This window comes from Noviherbaspirillum sp. FW303-A3 (assembly GCF_058788695.1).
Genome location: NZ_JBYTAZ010000001.1, coordinates 4,510,342 through 4,530,131, shown reverse-complemented (window position 1 = coordinate 4,530,131; position 19,790 = coordinate 4,510,342). Strand labels below are relative to the sequence as shown.

The 19,790-nt window shown below is 58.5% G+C and carries 19 protein-coding genes; 4 read left to right on the top strand and 15 right to left on the bottom strand.

The genetic code is table 11. The features are described 5' to 3' along the window. Nucleotides 1–867, bottom strand: a complete 867-nt coding sequence (locus AC3WOY_RS21690; RefSeq protein WP_492427547.1) for an alpha/beta fold hydrolase — start codon at nucleotides 865–867, stop codon at nucleotides 1–3. A gap of 133 nt (nucleotides 868–1,000) precedes the next feature. Between AC3WOY_RS21690 and AC3WOY_RS21685 the strand changes: the two genes are divergently transcribed. Next, a complete protein-coding gene (locus AC3WOY_RS21685) occupies nucleotides 1,001–1,783 on the top strand; it encodes a 3-hydroxybutyrate dehydrogenase (RefSeq protein ID WP_492427545.1) in 783 nt (260 codons plus the stop codon). An 86-nt stretch (nucleotides 1,784–1,869) separates the two neighbouring features. On the opposite strand, the gene AC3WOY_RS21680 is transcribed toward AC3WOY_RS21685, so the two are convergent. Both AC3WOY_RS21680 and AC3WOY_RS21675 read right to left on the bottom strand, forming a co-directional pair. Then, entirely contained in the window at nucleotides 1,870–2,523 is a 654-nt protein-coding gene (locus AC3WOY_RS21680; RefSeq protein ID WP_492427543.1) for a 3-oxoacid CoA-transferase subunit B, read from the bottom strand. Between the two features lie 14 nt (nucleotides 2,524–2,537). Continuing rightward, nucleotides 2,538–3,236 carry a CoA transferase subunit A gene (locus AC3WOY_RS21675; protein ID WP_492427541.1) on the bottom strand — a complete coding sequence of 233 codons (699 nt, stop codon included), beginning with the start codon at nucleotides 3,234–3,236 and terminating at the stop codon, nucleotides 2,538–2,540. A 132-nt stretch (nucleotides 3,237–3,368) separates the two neighbouring features. Here AC3WOY_RS21675 and AC3WOY_RS21670 point away from each other — a divergent pair, with 132 nt between their 5' ends. Then, a complete protein-coding gene (locus AC3WOY_RS21670) occupies nucleotides 3,369–3,929 on the top strand; it encodes a LuxR C-terminal-related transcriptional regulator (RefSeq protein WP_492427539.1) in 561 nt (186 codons plus the stop codon). Between the two features lie 5 nt (nucleotides 3,930–3,934). On the opposite strand, the gene AC3WOY_RS21665 is transcribed toward AC3WOY_RS21670, so the two are convergent. Then, on the bottom strand, nucleotides 3,935–4,351 hold the full coding sequence (locus AC3WOY_RS21665; RefSeq protein ID WP_492427537.1) for an acyl-CoA thioesterase: 417 nt from the start codon (nucleotides 4,349–4,351) through the stop codon (nucleotides 3,935–3,937). 28 nt (nucleotides 4,352–4,379) lie between these two features. Continuing rightward, a complete protein-coding gene (locus AC3WOY_RS21660) occupies nucleotides 4,380–5,156 on the bottom strand; it encodes an SDR family oxidoreductase (RefSeq protein ID WP_492427535.1) in 777 nt (258 codons plus the stop codon). 166 nt (nucleotides 5,157–5,322) lie between these two features. On the opposite strand from AC3WOY_RS21660, the gene AC3WOY_RS21655 reads away from it, so the two are divergent. Then, entirely contained in the window at nucleotides 5,323–7,008 is a 1,686-nt protein-coding gene (locus AC3WOY_RS21655) for an electron transfer flavoprotein-ubiquinone oxidoreductase (protein WP_492427533.1), read from the top strand. A gap of 117 nt (nucleotides 7,009–7,125) precedes the next feature. Next, complete coding sequence (locus tag AC3WOY_RS21650; RefSeq protein ID WP_492421647.1) at nucleotides 7,126–8,550, top strand: IS1182 family transposase; 1,425 nt, start codon at nucleotides 7,126–7,128, stop codon at nucleotides 8,548–8,550. Between the two features lie 122 nt (nucleotides 8,551–8,672). On the opposite strand, the gene AC3WOY_RS21645 is transcribed toward AC3WOY_RS21650, so the two are convergent. The 10 genes from AC3WOY_RS21645 to nuoG all read right to left on the bottom strand — a co-directional run bounded on the left by AC3WOY_RS21645 (nucleotide 8,673) and on the right by nuoG (nucleotide 19,716). Beyond that, nucleotides 8,673–9,227: an NUDIX domain-containing protein gene (locus tag AC3WOY_RS21645; protein ID WP_492427531.1), complete on the bottom strand. Its 555-nt coding sequence runs from the start codon at nucleotides 9,225–9,227 to the stop codon at nucleotides 8,673–8,675. A 71-nt stretch (nucleotides 9,228–9,298) separates the two neighbouring features. Further along, the gene (locus AC3WOY_RS21640; RefSeq protein ID WP_492427529.1) at nucleotides 9,299–9,604 is read right to left on the bottom strand and encodes a DUF2818 family protein; all 306 of its coding nucleotides are present in this window, start codon (nucleotides 9,602–9,604) and stop codon (nucleotides 9,299–9,301) included. 21 nt (nucleotides 9,605–9,625) lie between these two features. After that, nucleotides 9,626–11,116: an NADH-quinone oxidoreductase subunit NuoN gene (gene nuoN, locus AC3WOY_RS21635; protein WP_492427527.1), complete on the bottom strand. Its 1,491-nt coding sequence runs from the start codon at nucleotides 11,114–11,116 to the stop codon at nucleotides 9,626–9,628. A gap of 95 nt (nucleotides 11,117–11,211) precedes the next feature. Next, entirely contained in the window at nucleotides 11,212–12,702 is a 1,491-nt protein-coding gene (locus tag AC3WOY_RS21630; RefSeq protein WP_492427525.1) for an NADH-quinone oxidoreductase subunit M, read from the bottom strand. A gap of 27 nt (nucleotides 12,703–12,729) precedes the next feature. Further along, nucleotides 12,730–14,775, bottom strand: a complete 2,046-nt coding sequence (nuoL, locus tag AC3WOY_RS21625; RefSeq protein ID WP_492427523.1) for an NADH-quinone oxidoreductase subunit L — start codon at nucleotides 14,773–14,775, stop codon at nucleotides 12,730–12,732. Between the two features lie 28 nt (nucleotides 14,776–14,803). Further along, the gene (gene nuoK, locus AC3WOY_RS21620) at nucleotides 14,804–15,115 is read right to left on the bottom strand and encodes an NADH-quinone oxidoreductase subunit NuoK (protein ID WP_492429379.1); all 312 of its coding nucleotides are present in this window, start codon (nucleotides 15,113–15,115) and stop codon (nucleotides 14,804–14,806) included. Between the two features lie 8 nt (nucleotides 15,116–15,123). Further along, nucleotides 15,124–15,765, bottom strand: a complete 642-nt coding sequence (locus AC3WOY_RS21615) for an NADH-quinone oxidoreductase subunit J (protein ID WP_492427521.1) — start codon at nucleotides 15,763–15,765, stop codon at nucleotides 15,124–15,126. Nucleotides 15,766–15,804: 39 nt separating this feature from the next. Beyond that, on the bottom strand, nucleotides 15,805–16,293 hold the full coding sequence (gene nuoI, locus AC3WOY_RS21610; RefSeq protein ID WP_088710361.1) for an NADH-quinone oxidoreductase subunit NuoI: 489 nt from the start codon (nucleotides 16,291–16,293) through the stop codon (nucleotides 15,805–15,807). Nucleotides 16,294–16,312: 19 nt separating this feature from the next. After that, the gene (nuoH, locus tag AC3WOY_RS21605) at nucleotides 16,313–17,380 is read right to left on the bottom strand and encodes an NADH-quinone oxidoreductase subunit NuoH (protein WP_492427518.1); all 1,068 of its coding nucleotides are present in this window, start codon (nucleotides 17,378–17,380) and stop codon (nucleotides 16,313–16,315) included. After that, nucleotides 17,380–19,716 (bottom strand): NADH-quinone oxidoreductase subunit NuoG, encoded by a 2,337-nt coding sequence (gene nuoG / locus AC3WOY_RS21600; protein ID WP_492427516.1) that lies wholly within the window; start codon nucleotides 19,714–19,716, stop codon nucleotides 17,380–17,382. Before nuoG ends, nuoH begins: the two co-directional genes overlap by 1 nt. Nucleotides 19,717–19,790 lie beyond the last annotated feature (74 nt).

Genomic DNA, 19,790 nt, shown 5'->3' with positions numbered 1-19,790 from the left:
TTATCCGAGCAGGAAGTCCCTGACATGCGCAATCTGGTCCGCGTGAAGGAATGTCGGCGCATGTCCGACTCCAGGAATTTCGACGAGCTTCGGCTTTGCCCCCCGGGACGTCATTGCCTGCGCCACTTCAGGCTTCAGCAGATCCGATTCGGCGCCGCGCACCAGCAGGATGGGACACGCAATGGCCTCATATGCCATCCAGAGCATGGCCTCTGCACGCTGCAACAGTTCCGGCGTGGTCGCCCTGATCGGGACAGCAAGGCCCGGGTCATAGTGCAGGATCCACTTACCGTCCTTGTCCTGTTTCAGCACATCCGCGGCGAGCTTGCGCCACTCGTCATCGCTGTGCGGGCCGAAAGGCAGGGAGATGTCCTTGATATAGCGTGCCGCCTCATCAAAGGTGGCAAAGCGCACGTCCTTGCCGACGTAGTCTCCTATCCTTGCAAGGGCGGAAGGATTCAGCGACGGTCCGACATCATTGAGTACCAGCTTTTTCACCGGGCTGTCCTTCAGCGAGGCCAGGCCCATGCCGACGAGGCCGCCCATCGATGTGCCAAACCAGTGGACCGTATCTGCCTCCAGACGGGCAAGCAACGTCACCATATCGCTCACGTACTGCGGCACATGGTAATGCTGGGGATCGCGCAACCAGTCTGAGCGTCCGCGTCCCACCACATCCGGGCACACCACACGATACTGGTCACACAAGGCACTTGCCATGTTGTCAAAATCATCCGAGACCCGCGTCACGCCGTGCACGCATACCAGCACGCGCGGATTTGCCGGATCACCCCATTCCTTGTAGGCCATCCTGTGCAATCCCACTGGGGACAGGCACTGCACCGTTTTGATCCGATGTTGAGTCATTTTGTCGGGATTTTGTCGCGAATCAGTTTATCCGATTGCCATTCTCACATTTTACTGTTCGTTCCGCTTAAAATCCTACGTAGGTTCGTCGCAAATCCAAATTTCATTCGCAGAGGACATCATGCAAGGCAATATGCATAAAGGGAAAACCGCACTCGTTACAGGCTCCACCTCCGGTATCGGCCTGGGAATTGCGCGGGCCTTCGCGGCACAAGGCGCGAACATCGTGTTCAACGGCTTTGGTGACGTCAAGGAAATTGAAGCGCTGCAAGCCAAGGTCCGCGACGAATTCGGCGTGCAGACTGCGTATCACAATGCCGACATGTCCAAGCCGGCGGAGATCGAGGCGATGATGAAGTTCGCTGCAGAGAAGTTCGGCGGCGTCGATATCCTGGTCAACAACGCCGGTATCCAGCACGTTGCGAACATCGAGGATTTCCCTGCTGAACGCTGGGACGCCATCATTGCGATCAACCTTACTTCCGCCTTTCACACAACGCGCCTCGCCCTTCCCTCCATGAAGGCGAAGAACTGGGGACGCATCATCAACGTTGCCTCCGTTCACGGCCTGGTCGGTTCTGCACAAAAGTCTGCTTATGTCGCCGCCAAGCACGGCATCGTCGGCTTCACCAAGGTAACGGCACTGGAAACCGCACACACCGGCATCACCTGCAACGCGATTTGCCCAGGCTGGGTGCTGACGCCGCTGGTGCAGAAGCAGGTGGACGCACGCGCCGCGCAGCAAGGCCTGTCGAACGATGATGCGAAGAAAAGCCTGCTCTCCGAAAAGCAGCCGTCTGGCGAGTTCGTCACACCGGAACAGCTTGGTGATCTGGCCGTCTTCTTCTCGAGCGATGCCGCCAGCCAGGTGCGCGGCGTGGCATGGAACATGGACGGCGGCTGGGTCGCCCAGTAACGCCTCTTGCAGCCGGCATCACATCCCGATGCCGGCGTAAAAAACGGCGCCTGTGGGCGCCGTTTTCATTTGCCTTGCAAACGCGGTCAGTGTACTGCGCTCACATCGAGCTCGGCGCCCGTTTTTTCGAGCACTTCTTCCTTGGTCACTCCCGGTGCCAGTTCAATCAGTTTCAGGCCATTCGGGGTCACATCGATGACACCGAGGTCGGTAATGATGCGGTTGACGACGCCGACGCCGGTCAGCGGCAGGTCGCACTTCTTCAGGATCTTGTGCGAGGTCGAGCCATCCTTCGCCTTGGCGACGTGCTCCATGAGCACCACCACGCGGCCAACGCCCGCGACGAGGTCCATTGCACCGCCCATGCCCTTGACCATCTTCCCGGGGATCATCCAGTTGGCCAGGTCACCGCTCTCGCTAATCTGCATCGCACCGAGGATGGCGATGTTGATCTTGCCGCCGCGGATCATCGCGAACGAATCCGCGGAGCTGAAGAACGACGAGCCCTTCTGCGCAGTAACAGTTTGCTTGCCGGCGTTGATCAGGTCCGCATCGACTTCATCTTCGGTCGGAAACGGGCCGATGCCAAGCAGGCCGTTTTCCGATTGCAGCCACACTTCGATATCCTGCGGCACATAGTTGGCGACCAGGGTCGGCAGGCCGATGCCCAGGTTCACATAGAAGCCATCCTGCAGTTCTTTCGCTGCGCGTGCAGCCATTTCATCACGAGTCCATGCCATGTTCGTTCTCCGTCTTACTTTGCACGCGTGGTGCGTTGTTCGATACGCTTCTCCGGGGTCGCATTGACAATAATGCGATGCACGAAGATGCCCGGTAGATGAACCTGGTCCGGATCGATTTCGCCGGTCTCGACCAGCTTCTCGACTTCGACCACGGTGATCTTGCCGGCCATGGCGACATTGGGATTGAAATTGCGGGAGGTCTTGCGGAAGACTAGGTTACCGACCTTGTCCGCCATATAGGCCTTGACCAGCGATACGTCAGCGACGAGCGAACGCTCCATCACGTACTTCTGACCGTCGAAGTCACGGACTTCCTTGCCGTCTGCAACGATGGTGCCGACACCGGTCTTGGTAAAGAACGCCGGGATGCCGGCTCCGCCTGCGCGCAGCTTTTCTGCCAGCGTGCCCTGCGGGGTGAATTCCAGCTCGAGTTCGCCGGCCAGGTACTGGCGCTCGAATTCCTTGTTTTCGCCAACGTAGGACGAGATCATCTTCTTGATCTGGCGTGTCGTCAGCAGTTGGCCGAGGCCGAAACCGTCGACACCTGCATTGTTGGAAATCGCAGTGAGGTTCTTGGCACCGGAATCGCGGAGCGCGGCAATCAGGGCTTCCGGGATGCCGCAGAGGCCGAAGCCGCCGACAGCGATGGTCTGCCCGTCCTTCACAATGCCGGCCAGCGCGCTGGCAGCATCAGGATAAACTTTATTCATATCGACCCTCTTCTCTATTGGAAATTGCCTGGAAAGGCTGTTCTAATGTGCCTGCCAGCATAAGATGGTGGACTACACCAAGCAATACCGTAAAAATACGAATTCTAGCCAAAAAAAAGGGCAAAAAACCCTATGAACGCTCCCCTGGCGATCGATTACGAGACAATCTTCCGCAACGCGCCGGTCGGCATGTGCGTTTCCCAGCATCGCGTCATCCATGCCTGCAACGACGTGCTTGCAAGCATGTTCGGCTACCCGCCGGGCGAACTGGTCGGGCAATCATTCCGGGTGCTCTACCCCACGCTGGACGAATTCGAGCGCACGGGTGCCCGTATCGTTCCAATCATGAGTGCCAAGGGTCATTATTCCGACGAGCGGATCATGAAGCGCGCCAACCAGGAGTTATTTTGGTGCCACGTGAGCGGACGCTCATTGATCCACGACGACCCGCATGCGGCTGGTATCTGGACCTTCGAGGATTTAAGCGCCAAACGCCCCGTGACGGCGGAATTGACGCCGCGCGAGCGGGAAATCGCGGCGTTGCTGGTGGAAGGCAAGACCAGCAAGCTGATCGCACGGCAGGTCGGACTGAGCCCGCGCACGGTGGAGATGCACCGCGCCAAGCTGATGCGAAAGTTCGGTGCCGCGACGTCAAGCGAACTCGTACACCGCCTGGTCGGCGTCAACGGATAGGCGCTTTACGCTTCCGGATCCGGCAGCAGTGCCCGGACCCAGTCCGGCAAGGGTACGGATTTCTCTGAAGGAAAATCGACCCACACCACCTTTGCCCCGCCCTCTGCGGACAGGACATCCGGCTGGTCCAGCAGCCTGATCTCGTGGTACATCTCGAAGCTGGACCGACCGGGTGATGCGACATAGGTCTTCACCTCGATCTCGCCGGGATATTTCAGCTGCTTGATGAAGGTACAGCGTGCATTGATGATAACCGCCCCTTCTCCTTTCGGGTCGGGGGCGCATCCGGCCTCGGTGAACCACTCGATCCGTGCCTGCTCCATGTAGCGGAAGTAAACCGTATTGTTGACATGGCCCATCGCATCCATGTCGCCCCAGCGGATGGGCATGCGCGTGGAGTGAACAAGTTTTTTCCTGGTCATGCGGAACCTGCTGGCACGCTGGTCCGCATCACTGCACGCTCATGCCGTCGTCGGCCGTAATGATTGCGCCGTTGATGAAACGCGACTCCTCCGATGCAAGCAAAAGAAGCAGTCCGTCCAGATCCTCGGGCTGGCCAAGCCGCTTGCGTGGCAGCATGTTGATCAAAGTGCGCCCCTGCTCGGTTTCGAAATGCGCTTCATTGATCTCGGTACTGATGTACCCAGGACAGATCGCATTCACGTTGATGCCATAGCGGCCCCACTCGACGGCCATCGACTTCGTCATGTGGACGACCGCCGCCTTGCTCATGCAGTAGATACCGATCTGCGGCAAGACACGCAGGCCGGCGACCGATGCGATGTTGATGATGCGATGCTGCTTCTTCGGATCGCCCTTGGCGCGTGCGATCATGCGCTTGGCTGCTTCCTGCGCGACAAAGAAGGCGCCGCGCTGGTTCGTATCCATCACAAAAGCGTAGTCTTCCGGCGTGACATCGACCAACCGCTGCGTCGTCGATACGCCGGAGTTATTGACGAGGATATCGATCGGACCGGCCTCGGTTTCCGCATGAGCGATTGCTGACTTGATGCTGCCGTAGTCGGTCACATCCAGCGCAACCACATGCGCCGCCCCACCGCCTGCTTCGATTTCGGCGCGCAATTCCTTCAGCCGCTCCACACGGCGCGACGCCAGGACCACCTGTGCGCCCGCCTGTGCCAGCACTTTCGCAAACCGGGCCCCCAAACCGCTCGATGCCCCTGTGACAAGGGCGATCTTGCCCTCGAAATTGACTTCAATGCCCAAGTGAGTCTCCTGATTGTTTGTCTTGCAATTGACTGTGACGCCGGGAGTTGTGACGTTATCATTACACGTTTCAGCGCCAATTAGAGTGATGAATCTAGCATTCTCAAGCAAAATCCACGACAATTAGCACGTTCGTTCGATAATATCATTTTACGGTGGGAAAACCATGACGCAGACCCAAAGCATCCTAGAACAATACGGCCCGCGCGACTCGATGGAGTACGACGTAGTCATCGTCGGCGCCGGCCCTGCGGGCCTGGCAACCGCAATCCGCCTGAAGCAGCTCGCCGCCGAGCAGAACAGGGAGATTTCGGTTGTCGTGCTCGAGAAAGGTTCCGAGCCGGGCGCGCATATCCTGTCCGGCGCCGTCATGGATCCCCGCGCCATGAATGAGCTCTTCCCAAACTGGAAGGAACTGGGTGCACCGCTGAACCAGCCTGTTGCCGGTGACGACATCCTGTTCCTCACCGAAACCGGCGCGCAGCGCTTCCCTGACTGGCTCGTGCCGCGCAACTTCCACAACGACGGCTGCTATGTGGTCGCACTTGGCCATGTCGTGAAGTGGATGGGACAGCAAGCGGAAAACCTTGGCGTCGAGATCTTCCCCGGATTTGCCGCTGCGGAAGTGCTGTATGACGAGCAGGGTCGCGTCAAGGGTGTCGCCACCGGCAACATGGGTATCGGCAAGGATGGCGAACCGACCGAAAACTTCCAGCTCGGGATGGAACTGCTCGGCAAGTACACGATTTTTGCCGAAGGCGCACGCGGCCATCTGGGCAAGCAACTGATCGCGAAATACAAGCTCACCGAAGGCAAGGATCCGCAGAGCTTTGCCATCGGCATCAAGGAACTGTGGGAGATCGATCCGGCCAAGGCGAAGCCCGGCCTCGTCGTGCATACGGCAGGTTGGCCGATGACCGACAACACCTTCGGCGGCGGCTTCCTGTACCACCTCGAAGACAACAAGGTCACGCTCGGCTTCGTGATCGGTCTGGACTATCAGAATCCGTTCATGAGCCCGTTCGAGGAAATGCAGCGCTGGAAAAAGCATCCCTCCATCCTCGCCCATATTGAAGGCGGCAAGCGTCTGAGCTATGGCGCGCGCGCGATCAACAACGGCACCCCGCAAGCCCTGCCCAAGACCGTTTTCCCGGGTGGCGCACTGGTTGGCTGCGATGCAGGCTTCCTGAACGCGGCACGCATCAAGGGCAGCCACGCAGCGATCAAGACGGGCATGATGTGCGCCGAAGCGATTTCCGACGCACTGGCCGCAGGTCGCTCCAGTGACGAACTGACGGCATTCCCCGAAGCCTTCGAAAAGAGCTGGCTGAAGGAAGAGCTCGACCAGTCGCGCAACTTCAAGCTGTGGTTCAAGAAAGGCAAACTCGTCGGCAACGTGATGACAGGTATCGAACAGTGGCTGCTGCCGAAGATCGGTATCAAGAACCCGCCGTGGACCTTGCATGCGACCAAGTATGACCACGAATGCCTGCGTCCCGCGAGTGAATTCCAACCGATCGACTACCCGAAGCCGGATGGCAAGATCACGTTCGACCGCCTGAGCAGTGTCTTCGTCAGCAACACGAACCATGAAGAGAACCAGCCCGCGCACCTTACGCTGAAGGATGCATCGGTGCCGGTGAACACCAACCTGGCGAAGTATGCCGGCCCCGAAAGCCGCTACTGCCCCGCTGGCGTGTACGAATTCGTCAAGGATGACAATGGCGAGCGCCTGCAGATCAATGCGCAGAACTGCGTCCACTGCAAGACCTGCGACATCAAGGACCCGACGCAGAATATCGTGTGGATCACACCGGAAGGTGGCGGTGGGCCAAACTACTCGGGCATGTAAAGCAAACAAAAAAGCCGCATTCCAGGCTGTGTAAAAAGTCCTTGTAGCCGGTAAACCAAAGCAATCAATCCCCGTCCAATGTGAATTGGACGGGGATTTTGTTTTTGGGAGTCAGGCATGGGACATCGTGGCGGAGAGAGCCGGGATCAGGCAGTGTTGTTTCCAGTGAAGTTGGACGAGCTGATCGAGGAGGACGCGATGGCTCGGGTCATTGACGCCTGGGTGAACGCGCTCGATCTGCGAACACTGGGTTTTGGCAAAGCCCATGCGGGCATACTGGGGCGGCCGCCGTATGACCCGGGCGATTTGCTCAAGCTGTATCTGTGCGGCTATCTGAATGGCATCCGGTCATCGCGCGCGCTCGAGCGGGAATGCCGGCGCAATGTCGAATGCATGTGGCTGCTGGGACGACTGGTGCCGGACCACAAGACGATTGCCGATTTCCGGCGACACAACAGCGAGGCGTTGGTGGCAAGCTGCGCTGCGTTTGTGCAGTTTGTGAGGCGCGCCGGGCTGGTGGGCGGCACAGTGGTGGCCATTGACGGCAGCAAGGTTCAAGCCGTCGCCTCGCGCAAGGCGGTTGGCAAGGCGGCCGATCTGGAGCGCCAACAGCAGCGACTGGCGAGCGAAGTAGCGCACTATCTGGAGCAGCTGGAAGCCGCAGACCGGCAAGAGGAGCAAGGCAGCCCCGGCGCCGGCGCGTTCAGGCGGGCGCTCAAGCGCTTACGCGAGCGTCAGGATGAAGTGGGCGCAGAAGTGGCCCGGCTAGCCAAAGGCAAGGCCACATCGAGCGTGCTGACGGAGCCGCAGGCGCGCGCGATGAAATCGCTGCATGGGGCACCGGGCTACAACCTGCAAACAGCAGTCGACACCGACAGCCATCTGATCGTGCATCATGAAGTGTGCAATGACACGTCGGATGTGGGGCAACTGATGCCGATGGCGCAAGGCGTCGCCCAGGTGCTCCAGACCCAGCCTGAAGTAGTCGCCGACGCTGGTTACGCCAATGGCGAGCATTTGCAGGCGCTGCAGGACATGGGGATGACCGGCTATGTGGCGCCATCCCACACGCCGAACAATCAAGGTGATGGCACGCTGTACGACAAGGCGATGTTTCGCTACGACGCCAGTAGGGACTGTTTTACTTGCCCGGCCAACAAGATCCTCAGGCGCAAACAGGTGTGCCGCCAGGACAAGTCGGTGATCTATGCGGCCTCCCCGGATGACTGCGCCAATTGTCCGCACAAGGGGAAATGCACCGTCAGCAGCCGGCGCCTGGTCAGCCGTCACTGGCACGAAGAGGCTGTACAGGCCAATGCGGTACGCGTGGCAGCGGCGCCGCACATGATGGCCCTGCGACGCCAGACCGTCGAACACCCATTTGGGACCATCAAGCAGCAAATTCTGCGCAATGCCCGGTTGTTACTGCGCGGGTTAAAGGGAGCTCGCGCCGAATTGAGCCTGGCTGTAATGGCTTATAACCTCAAGCGCGTGGTGCACATGATCGGAAGTCAAACACTCACGAAGACACTGCGGGCCTGAGCCCGATTTCTACTTCAAAAAACAAATTGCCCCGCCAAAGCGGGGCAATTTGTTGAGTGCCAACGTCAGACTTTTTACACAGCCTGATTCGCGGCTTTTTTGTTGTCCCGTGCCGGCCGCGGTCAGGGTTTCCAGTTCCCTGCGGCGATCTTCTCGAGCCAAAACGTGCCGATCACGGTTTTCACATCCGAGATCTTCCCTGCCTTGACCCACGCGAGCATTTCCGGCACGGTCGCCGTGAAGATTTCCAGGAACTCCCCCTCGTCCAGCTTGCGTTCGCCGGCAGTTAATCCGCGCGCAAGAAAGATGTCGAGATGCTCGTCCGAATAGGCAATCGCATTGTGGATCGTGCAGACGAACTGCCATTCGGCGGCGGTATAGCCGGTTTCTTCCTGCAGTTCGCGCTTGGCGCATTCAAGCGGGTCCTCACCAGGATCGATCTTCCCGGCCGGAAATTCAATGAAAACATCGTGCAGCGGATAACGAAATTGCCGCTCAAGCAGGATCGAGCCATCATCAAACACGGGAAGAACAACGACCGCTCCGGGATGCTTGATGTATTCGCGCGACGAATGTTTCCCGTCCGGCATGCGCACTGTGTCCTTCTGGACTTTCAGGAAATTCCCGTCGTACGCCACCTGGGTATCGACTTGGACTTCAATCAGATGTAGATCCACCTACCATCTCCATTTCGCAGAAGAAAATGGAAGTATTTTACTGTGTGCGATTGATACTGCCTTACAGCACGTCAACCGTGGCGCTTGTGCAGATAGCGGAATACGAAGCCGGGAAAGGCCAGCACAACGAATAGACAGGCGGTAATCGCGTAGAACTCCCAGCGTTGCGGGAATACGTTCCCGATACGTGCTTCCAACAGATAGGCGATACCACGAAGGAGGAAATACAGGACGAGCAATTCAAGCACGCGCAACCACAAGGATTTGACTGGGCGACCGAAAGGGATAAGCGCGAACAGGCGCTCATTGAAGAAAGGAAGGTTGGCGGCAAGCGCCGCCAACACAATCACGAACCAGCTTGCGAGAGAAACATCCACGCGTACTTCGTCACGGCCCTGTCAGCCAGCGAGCGTCTTGACGATTGCCGTCGCGCAGACGGCCATCAGCGGACCGGGCAGGATACCTAGCGCGAGGATCGCCGCACCGTTGAGGCTCAGGACTACACGCATGTCACCCGTTGCCTCGATCTTCGTCGTGTCGACCGGCTCATCGAAGTACATCGCCTTCACCACGCGCAGGTAGTAGAACGCGCCAATGAGGGACAGCAGGACTGCCACCACGGCCAGCCATACCTGGCCGGTGCTAAGCACAGACTGGAGCACTGCAAGCTTGGCGTAGAAACCGACCGTCGGCGGAATGCCGGTCAGGGAGAACATCAGGATCAGCATCACAAACGCAAACCACGGGCTGCGCTGGTTCAGGCCCTTGAAGTCATCGATGTTTTCCGCTTCGAAGCCCGAGCGTGCCAGCAGCATGATCAGACCGAAGGTACCCAGCGTCGTGAAGACATAGGTAACGGAATAGAACAGAGCAGAGCTGTACGCGTTACCGGCGTTGCTCGCTGAGGCCACGTTGCCGTCAACGACACCCGACAGCATGCCGAGCAGCATGAAACCCATCTGGCCGATTGTCGAGTAGGCCAGCATGCGCTTCAGGTTGGTCTGCACGATTGCGGTAATGTTACCGACTGCCATCGAGAGGACCGCAAGCACAGTAATCATTTGCTGCCAGTCGATAGCAAGCGGGAACAGGCCTTCGACCAGGAGACGGATGGTGATCGCGAATGCGGCGAGCTTCGGAGCAGCACCCAGCAGCAGGGTTACGGCCGTCGGCGCGCCCTGGTACACGTCAGGCACCCACATGTGGAACGGTGCAGCACCCAGCTTGAATGCCAGGCCGGCAACCACGAACACGACACCGAATACCAGCACAGTCTTGTTGACGGTGCCCGAGGCGGTTGCCTTCGCAACTTCGGTAAGGTCAAGCGAACCGGTCGCACCATACAACATGGACAGGCCATACAGGAGGAAGCCGGACGCAAGCGCACCGAGGATGAAGTACTTCATCGCGGCTTCAGTCGAAACAGAATGGCCGCGTCGCAGTGCGACGAGTGCATACAGCGACAGGGACATCAGTTCGAGGCCAAGATAAATCACCAAGAAGTTATTGCCCGAGATCATCACCATCTGGCCAAGCAGGGCGAACAGTGCGAGGACATAGAACTCGCCGCCCAGCGTACCGCCAAGCATGCCGCGATCGGTCGCATATTGACGCGAATAGATCAGGGTCATGCCGACTGCGATATACGAAAACACCTTCAGCAGGCTCGACATCGCATCGGACACGAACATGTTATTGAACGTGTAGGTCGTCGGATTGCCGAAATCGGCGATATTCAGTGCAGCGCACACGACCAGCGTCACGATGGCCAGCATGAACGTGACGTGGCGCTTCGCCTCCGTCAGGAACATGTCGATCAGCAGGATCGCCGAGGTGGCAATCAGCAGGAAGATTTCCGGATATACCGGTGCGAAATTGATTTCGTTCATGTTGTCGTCACTCTAAAGCCTTGCAGGCCGGGCCTCGCCGATGTCATCGCGCAAGACCCCGTAACACGCCTCCCGTGGTCCGGGAGGCGCATTCATTAATTCACCTTCGAAATCGCCACGTGCTTGAGCAGGTCATCCACCGAGGTCTGCATCAGGTCGGTGAACGGTGCCGGATAGACACCCATTGCGATAACAGCGATCGCCAGGATGCCGAGCATCAGGAATTCGCGGGCATTCAGGTCCTGGAGTTCCGCCACATGCGCGTTACCCACCTCACCGAACACGACGCGCTTGACGAGCCACAGCGAGTAGGCGGCGCCGAAGATCAACGCGGTTGCAGCAAGCATGCCGATCCAGAAGTTGTACTTGACCGTGCCGAGGATGACCATGAACTCGCCGACGAAACCAGAGGTCGCGGGCAGGCCGCAGTTAGCCAGCGAAAACAGGACGAAGAACGCGGCGAACTTCGGCATCGTATTGATCACACCGCCGTAATCGGCGATCCGACGCGAGTGCATGCGGTCGTACAGGACGCCGATGCAAAGGAACATTGCGCCGGAAACGAAACCGTGCGAAATCATCTGCACGATACCGCCCTGAGTTGCCATGTCGTTGAACACGAAGAAGCCGAGGGTCACGAAGCCCATGTGAGCGATCGAGGAATACGCCACGAGTTTCTTCATGTCCTCCTGAACCAGCGCTACCAGGCCGATGTAAATCACGGCGATCAACGACAGCGTGATGATGAAGCCTGCCAGGGAATGGCTGGCATCGGGCGCGATCGGTAAGGAGAATCGCAGGAAACCGTAGGCACCCAGCTTCAGCATGATGGCAGCCAGCACGACAGAGCCGCCCGTCGGCGCTTCAACGTGCGCATCCGGCAGCCAGGTATGCACCGGCCACATCGGCACCTTCACCGCAAACGCCATCAGGAAGGCGAAGAAGATCAGCACTTGCACGTTGAGCGGCAGCGGCAGCTTGTGCCAGGTCAGGATCTCGAAGCTGCCACCCGACGTGAAGTACAGGTAGATGAGGGCAACCAGCGTCAGCAGCGAACCGAGCAGCGTATAGAGGAAGAACTTGATCGCGGCATACACACGGTTCTGTCCGCCCCACACGCCGATGATGATGAACATCGGGATCAGCGTTGCTTCGAAGAAGACGTAGAACAGCAGGCCGTCGAGCGCGCAGAACACGCCGATCATCAGGCCGGACAGGATGAGGAACGCGCCCATGTACTGGGCCACGCGCTTCTCGATCACTTCCCAACCGGCGATCACGACGATGATCGTGATGAAGGCCGTCAGGAGTACGAACCAGACCGAAATACCGTCAATGCCCAGGTAGTAATTGACATTGAAGCGTTCGATCCAGGACGCCTTCTCGACAAACTGCATCCCGTGGGCTGCCTTGTCGAATTGCGATACCAGCGGCAGCGTCACGAGGAAACTGACGATGGAGCCGATCAGTGATACCGATCGGACCAGCGCAGGGTTTTCGTCGCGGCCGAATGCCAGGACGAACAGGCCGAACGCGATCGGGCACCAGATTGCGAGGCTCAGGAGTGGGAAAGTTGACTGCATCATGATTGTTATTTGCTCTACTTCGCCAACTTATTTGGCAAAAGACGGGAACGGCATGAAATAAATCAGGAACAACAGCACGCCGATAATCATTACAAATGCATAGTGGTAAATGTAACCGGTCTGGAAGTGGCGGATCAGTGCGGAGAACCAGCCCACGACCTTGGCGCTGCCATTGACGATCAGGCCATCGATCAGCGCACGGTCGCCGCCGCTCCACAGTCCACGCCCCAGCAGCACCGCCCCCTTGCCGAACACGACTTCATTGAACTTGTCCATGAAATACTTGTTGTCGAGGATAGTGTAGATCGCATGGAACTTGTTGTAGAACCATTCCGGAACCTTGCGGTTGACCATGTAGCAGTAGTAGGAAGCAGCCACACCTGCCAGCGCCAGCCAGAACGGCGCAGTCGACAGTGCATGCAGTGCCATCGCGGTCGCACCGTGGAAGGCTTCGTTCAGTTCCTTCATCGCGTGATGGTTCTCGCCGACGAAGATGACGTCCTTGAAGAAGTCACCATGGAGCATAGGACCAATTGCAATGAAGCCGATCACGACGGACGGGATAGCCAGCAGCATGAGCGGCACGGTCACAACCCACGGCGCCTCGTGCGGCTTCTCACCAGGCGCAAGGCCATGATGGTGATCGTCATGGTGGTCATCGTGGCCATGGCCGTGATGGTCGTCGTGTGCCTTGCCGAAGCGCTCCTCACCGTGAAAAACCAGGAAGTACATGCGGAAGGAATAGAAGGCGGTCACGAAAACGCCAGCCAGTACCGCGAAGTTTGCAAAGCCCGCCCCCGCAATATGCGTGGCATGGACCGCTTCGATGATGCTGTCCTTCGAGTAGAAGCCGGAGAAGAACGGCGTACCGATCAGGGCCAACGAGCCAAGCAACGAGGTAATCCAGGTAATCGGCATGTACTTGCGCAGGCCGCCCATATTGCGGATGTCCTGGTCGTGGTGCATGCCGATAATGACCGCGCCCGCACCAAGGAACAGCAGCGCCTTGAAGAATGCGTGGGTCATCAGGTGGAACACGGCCACAGAGTAGGCGGACGCGCCGAGCGCAACGGTCATGTAGCCGAGCTGCGACAGCGTGGAATACGCAACCACGCGCTTGATGTCGTTCTGGATAATGCCGAGGAAGCCCATGAACAGCGCGGTGATCGAGCCAATGATCAGCACGAAGGACAGCGCAGTGTCGGACAATTCAAACAGCGGCGACATGCGGGCGACCATGAAGATACCTGCGGTCACCATGGTTGCTGCGTGAATCAGTGCGGAAATCGGGGTCGGGCCTTCCATCGAGTCAGGCAGCCAGACATGCAACGGGAACTGTGCCGATTTACCCATGGCGCCGATGAACAGGCAGATACAGGCGACGGTCAGCAGCATCCAGTCGGTACCCGGCAGGGTCATCGTAGCCAGCTCTGCCTTCTTTGCAAACACTTCACCATAGTTCATCGAACCGGCGTAGGCCAGCAGCAGGCCGATGCCGAGGATGAAGCCAAAGTCGCCGACGCGGTTGACCAGGAAGGCCTTCATGTTCGCGTAGATGGCCGTCGGACGGGTGTACCAGAAACCGATCAGCAGGTACGACACCAGGCCCACTGCTTCCCAGCCGAAGAACAGCTGCAGGAAGTTGTTGCTCATGACGAGCATGAGCATGGAGAACGTGAACAGCGAAATGTAGGAGAAGAAGCGGTTGTAGCCCTCATCCTCTGCCATGTAGCCGATGGTGTAGATGTGAACCATCAGCGACACGAAGGTGACCACGCACATCATCATCGCCGTCAGGCTGTCGATCAGGAAGCCGACTTCAAGCTTGAGGCCCATTACCGTCATCCAGTTATAGACGGTGCCGTTATAGGTGGCGCCGTCCATGACTGCAAGCAGCGTCTGGAACGAAATGATGAAAGCGATCAGGACGCCAAGAATGGTCGCCGAATGCGACGCCGCGCGTCCGATCTTGTTGCCGAAAAACTTGGTTCCGAACAGACCCGCGATCGCGGCGCCTGCGAGGGGTGCCAACGGCACAGCCAATAGAACGTTAGGGTTGAGTTGCCCCGCCATGATGGACCTTGTCGTTATTTTTGCGTGATTAACCTTTGAGTGCGTCGAGATCTTCGACATTGATGGTGTCCAGGTTACGGAACAACACCACCAGGATGGCGAGACCAATCGCGGACTCCGCGGCAGCCACAGTCAGGATGAAGAAAACGAAAATCTGGCCAGCTGCGTCGCCGAGGTAGTACGAGAAGGCGACGAAGTTCATGTTGACCGCGAGGAGCATCAGCTCGATGGCCATCAACAGGATGATGACGTTCTTGCGGTTCAGGAAGATGCCGACGACGGAGATCGCAAAGAGGATTGCGCCGAGGATCAGGTAGTGTGCGAGCGAAAGTGCCACGATGATTCCCCTTATTGTTTTTCTGCCGATTGTGCAGCCGGCTGGACGCCATTGGCACGGTCGGACTCGGCCTTCATACTGACGATGCGCACGCGATCGTTGCGCTTGACTTTCACTGCATCGGCCGGGTTGAAGTACTTGCTGTCCTTGCGGCGACGCAGGGTCAGTGCCACAGCCGCGACGATGGCCACGAGCAGGATGACGGCAGCGATTTCGAACGCATAGATGTACTCGGTGTAGATCAGCTTGCCCAGTTCCTTCGTATTGCCGATGTTCGCCGACGCAGCCGGGACTTGCGACTCCAGTGCCCAGAAGCCGTGCAGCAGGACTGCCGCCATTTCCAGGACGATGACAACGCCGATGGTGGCCGCGAGCGGGAAGTATCCCCAGAAGCCCTCCCGCAGCTTGTCCATATTGATGTCCAGCATCATTACGACAAACAGGAAGAGCACCATGACAGCGCCGACATAGACCAGCACCAGGACGATAGCCAGGAATTCGGCTTTCAGCAGCAGCCAGACGCCCGCGCCCGAGAAGAACGACAACACCAGGAACAGCGCGGCGTGTACCGGGTTCCGGTCTGTGATGACGCGTGTGGCGGCGAACACCAGGATCACCGAGAACGCGTAGAACAAGAAGGTTTTAAATTCCATAATGGACCAAGAGAGTCAGCTGTATGCGGGCCAGATCAATCAACGATATGCGGCATCGGCGGCACGGGCGGCGGCGATGTCCTTTTCATAACGGTCGCCAATCGCAAGCAGCATCTCCTTTGTGTAGTAGAGGTCGCCGCGCTTTTCGCCGTGGTATTCCAGAATGTTGGTTTCGACGATCGAATCGACCGGGCAGGACTCTTCACAGAATCCGCAGAAAATGCACTTGGTCAGGTCGATGTCGTAACGCGTGGTGCGACGGGTGCCGTCTTCACGTTCCGTTGATTCAATCGTGATCGCCATTGCCGGACAAACCGCTTCGCACAGTTTGCAGGCGATGCAACGCTCTTCCCCGTTGGGATAGCGGCGCAGCGCGTGCAATCCACGGAAACGCGGCGACAGCGGCGTCTTTTCTTCCGGGAATTGCACCGTGATCTTGCGGGCGAACATGTAACGGCCGGTCAGGGCGAGGCCCTTGATCAGCTCTCGGAGCATCAGGCTGCCGAAGAAATCTTTAATGGCTTCCATGTTGTTCAGCCTCTATTCCTTACTTCCAAATATTCCAGGGTGTCTGCATCCAGGCAGCGACGATCACGAGATAAGCCAGCGTGAGCGGAATGAATACCTTCCAGCCGAGACGCATGATCTGATCGTAGCGGTAGCGCGGGAACGAAGCGCGAGCCCAAATGAACAGCGACACGACGAAGAAGGTCTTGATGCCCAACCAGATCCAGCCCGGGATGAAGTCCAGGAACGACACCGGGGATGCCCAGCCGCCGAGGAACATCAGCGAGGCCAGCATCGAAATCAGGATCATGTTCGCGTATTCAGCGAGGAAGAACATCGCGAACGACATGCCCGAGTACTCGACCATGTGACCCGCAACGATTTCCGATTCGCCTTCGACGACGTCGAACGGGTGGCGATTGGTTTCAGCGATGCCCGAAATCACGTAGATCACGAAAATCGGCAGCAGCGGCAGCCAGTTCCACGACAGGAAGTTCAGTCCCTTGTCGGCAAAAATGCCCTTGTTCTGCACATTGACGATATCGATGAAATTCAGGCTGCCGGAAACCAGCAACACGACAACCAGGGCAAAGCCCATCGCGATTTCATACGACACCATCTGTGCGGAAGCACGCATCGCACCGAGGAATGCATACTTCGAGTTCGAGGCCCAGCCTGCGATGATCACGCCGTACACTTCCATCGAGCTGATTGCCATCACGAACAGCAGGCCGGCATTGACGTTTGCCAGGACAGCCTCGGGTCCGAACGGAATCACCGCCCATGCGGCAAGCGCCGGCATGATAGTCATGATCGGAGCGATCACGAACAAGGCTTTGTTGGCCTTGGCGGGAACAACGATTTCCTTGAGCAGCAGCTTGAGCGCATCAGCAATCGGTTGCAGTAGGCCGGCGGGGCCGACGCGGTTCGGGCCGAGCCGGATATGCATCCAGCCGATCATCTTGCGTTCCCACAGCGTGAGATAGGCAACGCAGCCCATCAGCGGCAGCACAACGACGACGATCTTGACCAAGGTCCACACCAACGGCCATACACCGCCGAACAAGCCCTGTCCGGTTGCGTTGATGGTCATGAGCATTTGATCCATTACGCTTTCTCCACACTGATTGCGCCGAACATCGCGCCGAGACCGACGGTCGACTTATGCGCAGCGGACACACGGACGACGTTTTCCGGCAGCTTGGCATCGACAGCGGCCGTTACGACCGCACTGCCCTGCCCCTGCGTTACCTTGATCTGCGCACCATCAGCGATGCCGAGCTGCTGTGCGAGTGCCGGGGAGATCGATGCCTTCGGTGCGTTCGCATCAGCCGTCAGTTGCAGTGATTCGGCTCGGCGTACGATCGCGTCGGTAAAGTAAATCGGCACGTCGGCAATGCGCTCAACCTGTGCGGCGGCGCCTTGCTTGGCTGCCTGCAGTTGAACATTTGCATTGTTGTTCAGGCGCGGCTTGAGGTCGGCTTCTTCCGCATTCTTCGTGCCAAGCAGTTCGATGCGGATTTCTTCGGACGTCTCGTAGTCGAAACCCGACAGGTCAAGCATGTTGCCGAGGACACGCAGTACCTTCCATGCCGGACGGGTTTCGCCGAGCGGCTTGACGGTGCCATTGAATCCTTGTGCGCGGCCTTCGCAGTTGACGAAAGTGCCAGAAGTCTCGGAGAACGGCGCGATCGGGAGCAGCACGTCAGCGTAGTCGGCTGCGTGCTTGAACGGAGACATGGCAACAACCATGTCCGCCTTGCTCAGTGCAGTCCGTGCCGCTTGCGGATCGTAGCAATCGAATTCCGGCTCGGCGTGCAGGAGTACGTAAGCCTTGCGCGGCTGTGCAAACATTTGCAGAGCATTCGCGCCCTTGCCAGGAACGGCGTTGGCAATGTAGCCGCCAACGGTGTTCGCCGCTTCGGTCAGATAACCGAGCTTGGCATCAGTGTTCTGTGCGATCCACTGTGCAGCAGCGTGCAGCTGCGATGCCTGCGGATGCTGTGCAGCCGCGTTGCCTAGCACGACAACCTTGCGCTCGCCGGACAGCAGGCTGGCTGCGATGCCCTTTGCGATTTCGCCGGCCTGAATGCCTTCGAAGCCAGCCGGAGCTGCAACGCTCTTTGCCTGCGCAACGGCAGCCACGACTTCGCTCAGGCCTGCCAGCCAGTCGGACGGCGCCTTGATCATGCGATTGGTCAACGGAATCAGCAGTTCGTCATCGGTCGCATGCAGGATGCTGATCTTCGCGCCATGCTTTGCCGAATGGCGCAGGCGAGCGGCGAGCAGCGGGTGATCCTTGCGAAGGAAAGAGCCGATGACGAACGCGCGGTCGGCGGCACCGAATTCTTCAATCGACATGCCCAGCCACGGCGTGACCTTGCCGTCCAGGGAGAAGTCGGACTGACGCAGACGGAAATCAACGTTGTCGGACCCGATTCCCCGCACCAGTTTCTGCAGCAGCGAGAGTTCTTCCAGCGTGGAGTACGGAGCCGCCAGCGCGGCGATCGAATCAGCGCCGTGATCCTTGCGGATGTCCTTCAGGCCGTGTGCCACATACTCCAGCGCGGTCTGCCAGTCGGTTTCGATCCACTTGCCATCCTGTTTGATCATCGGGACGGTCAGGCGCTCGGGGCTGTTCAGGCCTTCATAGGAGAAGCGGTCCTTGTCGGAGAGCCAGCATTCGTTGACGCCTTCGTTCTCCAGCGGCAGTACGCGCATGACCTTGCCGCCCTTGACCTGGACGATCAGGTTGGCGCCGAGGCCGTCATGCGGGCTCACCGAGCGGCGACGGGACAATTCCCAGGTGCGCGCGCTGTAGCGGAACGGCTTGGAAGTCAAGGCACCAACCGGGCACAGGTCGATCATGTTGCCGGACAATTCGGAGGTGACCGTGTTACCGACAAAGGTCGTGATTTCCGAATGTTCGCCGCGATTCAGCATGCCGAATTCCATGACACCGGCGATTTCCTGACCGAAGCGGACGCAGCGCGTGCAGTGGATGCAGCGGGCCATTTCGCGCATGGAGATCAGCGGACCTGCATCCTTCGGATCGACGACACGCTTCTCTTCTTCGTAGCGGGACGCGGCCGGACCGTAGCCGACGGCCAGATCCTGCAGCTGGCACTCACCGCCCTGGTCGCAGATCGGGCAATCCAGCGGGTGATTGATGAGCAGGAACTCCATCACGCTCTTCTGCGCCTTGATTGCCTTGTCGCTGGCAGTACGGACGATCATGCCGTTGGTCACCGGCGTTGCGCATGCGGGCAACGGCTTCGGCGCCTTCTCGACGTCGACCAGGCACATGCGGCAGTTGGCCGCGATGGACAGTTTCTTGTGATAGCAAAAATGCGGGATGTAGGTGCCAAGCTTGTTGGCAGCGTCCATCACCATGCTGCCTTCCTGTACCTCGACCTTTTTGCCGTCAATTTCGATTTCAACCATGGCTTTTTGCCTAAGTATTATTTGGCGCGCGGTACGCGCCTTTTCATGTCAACGTGTGAACGCGAGCCGCGTCG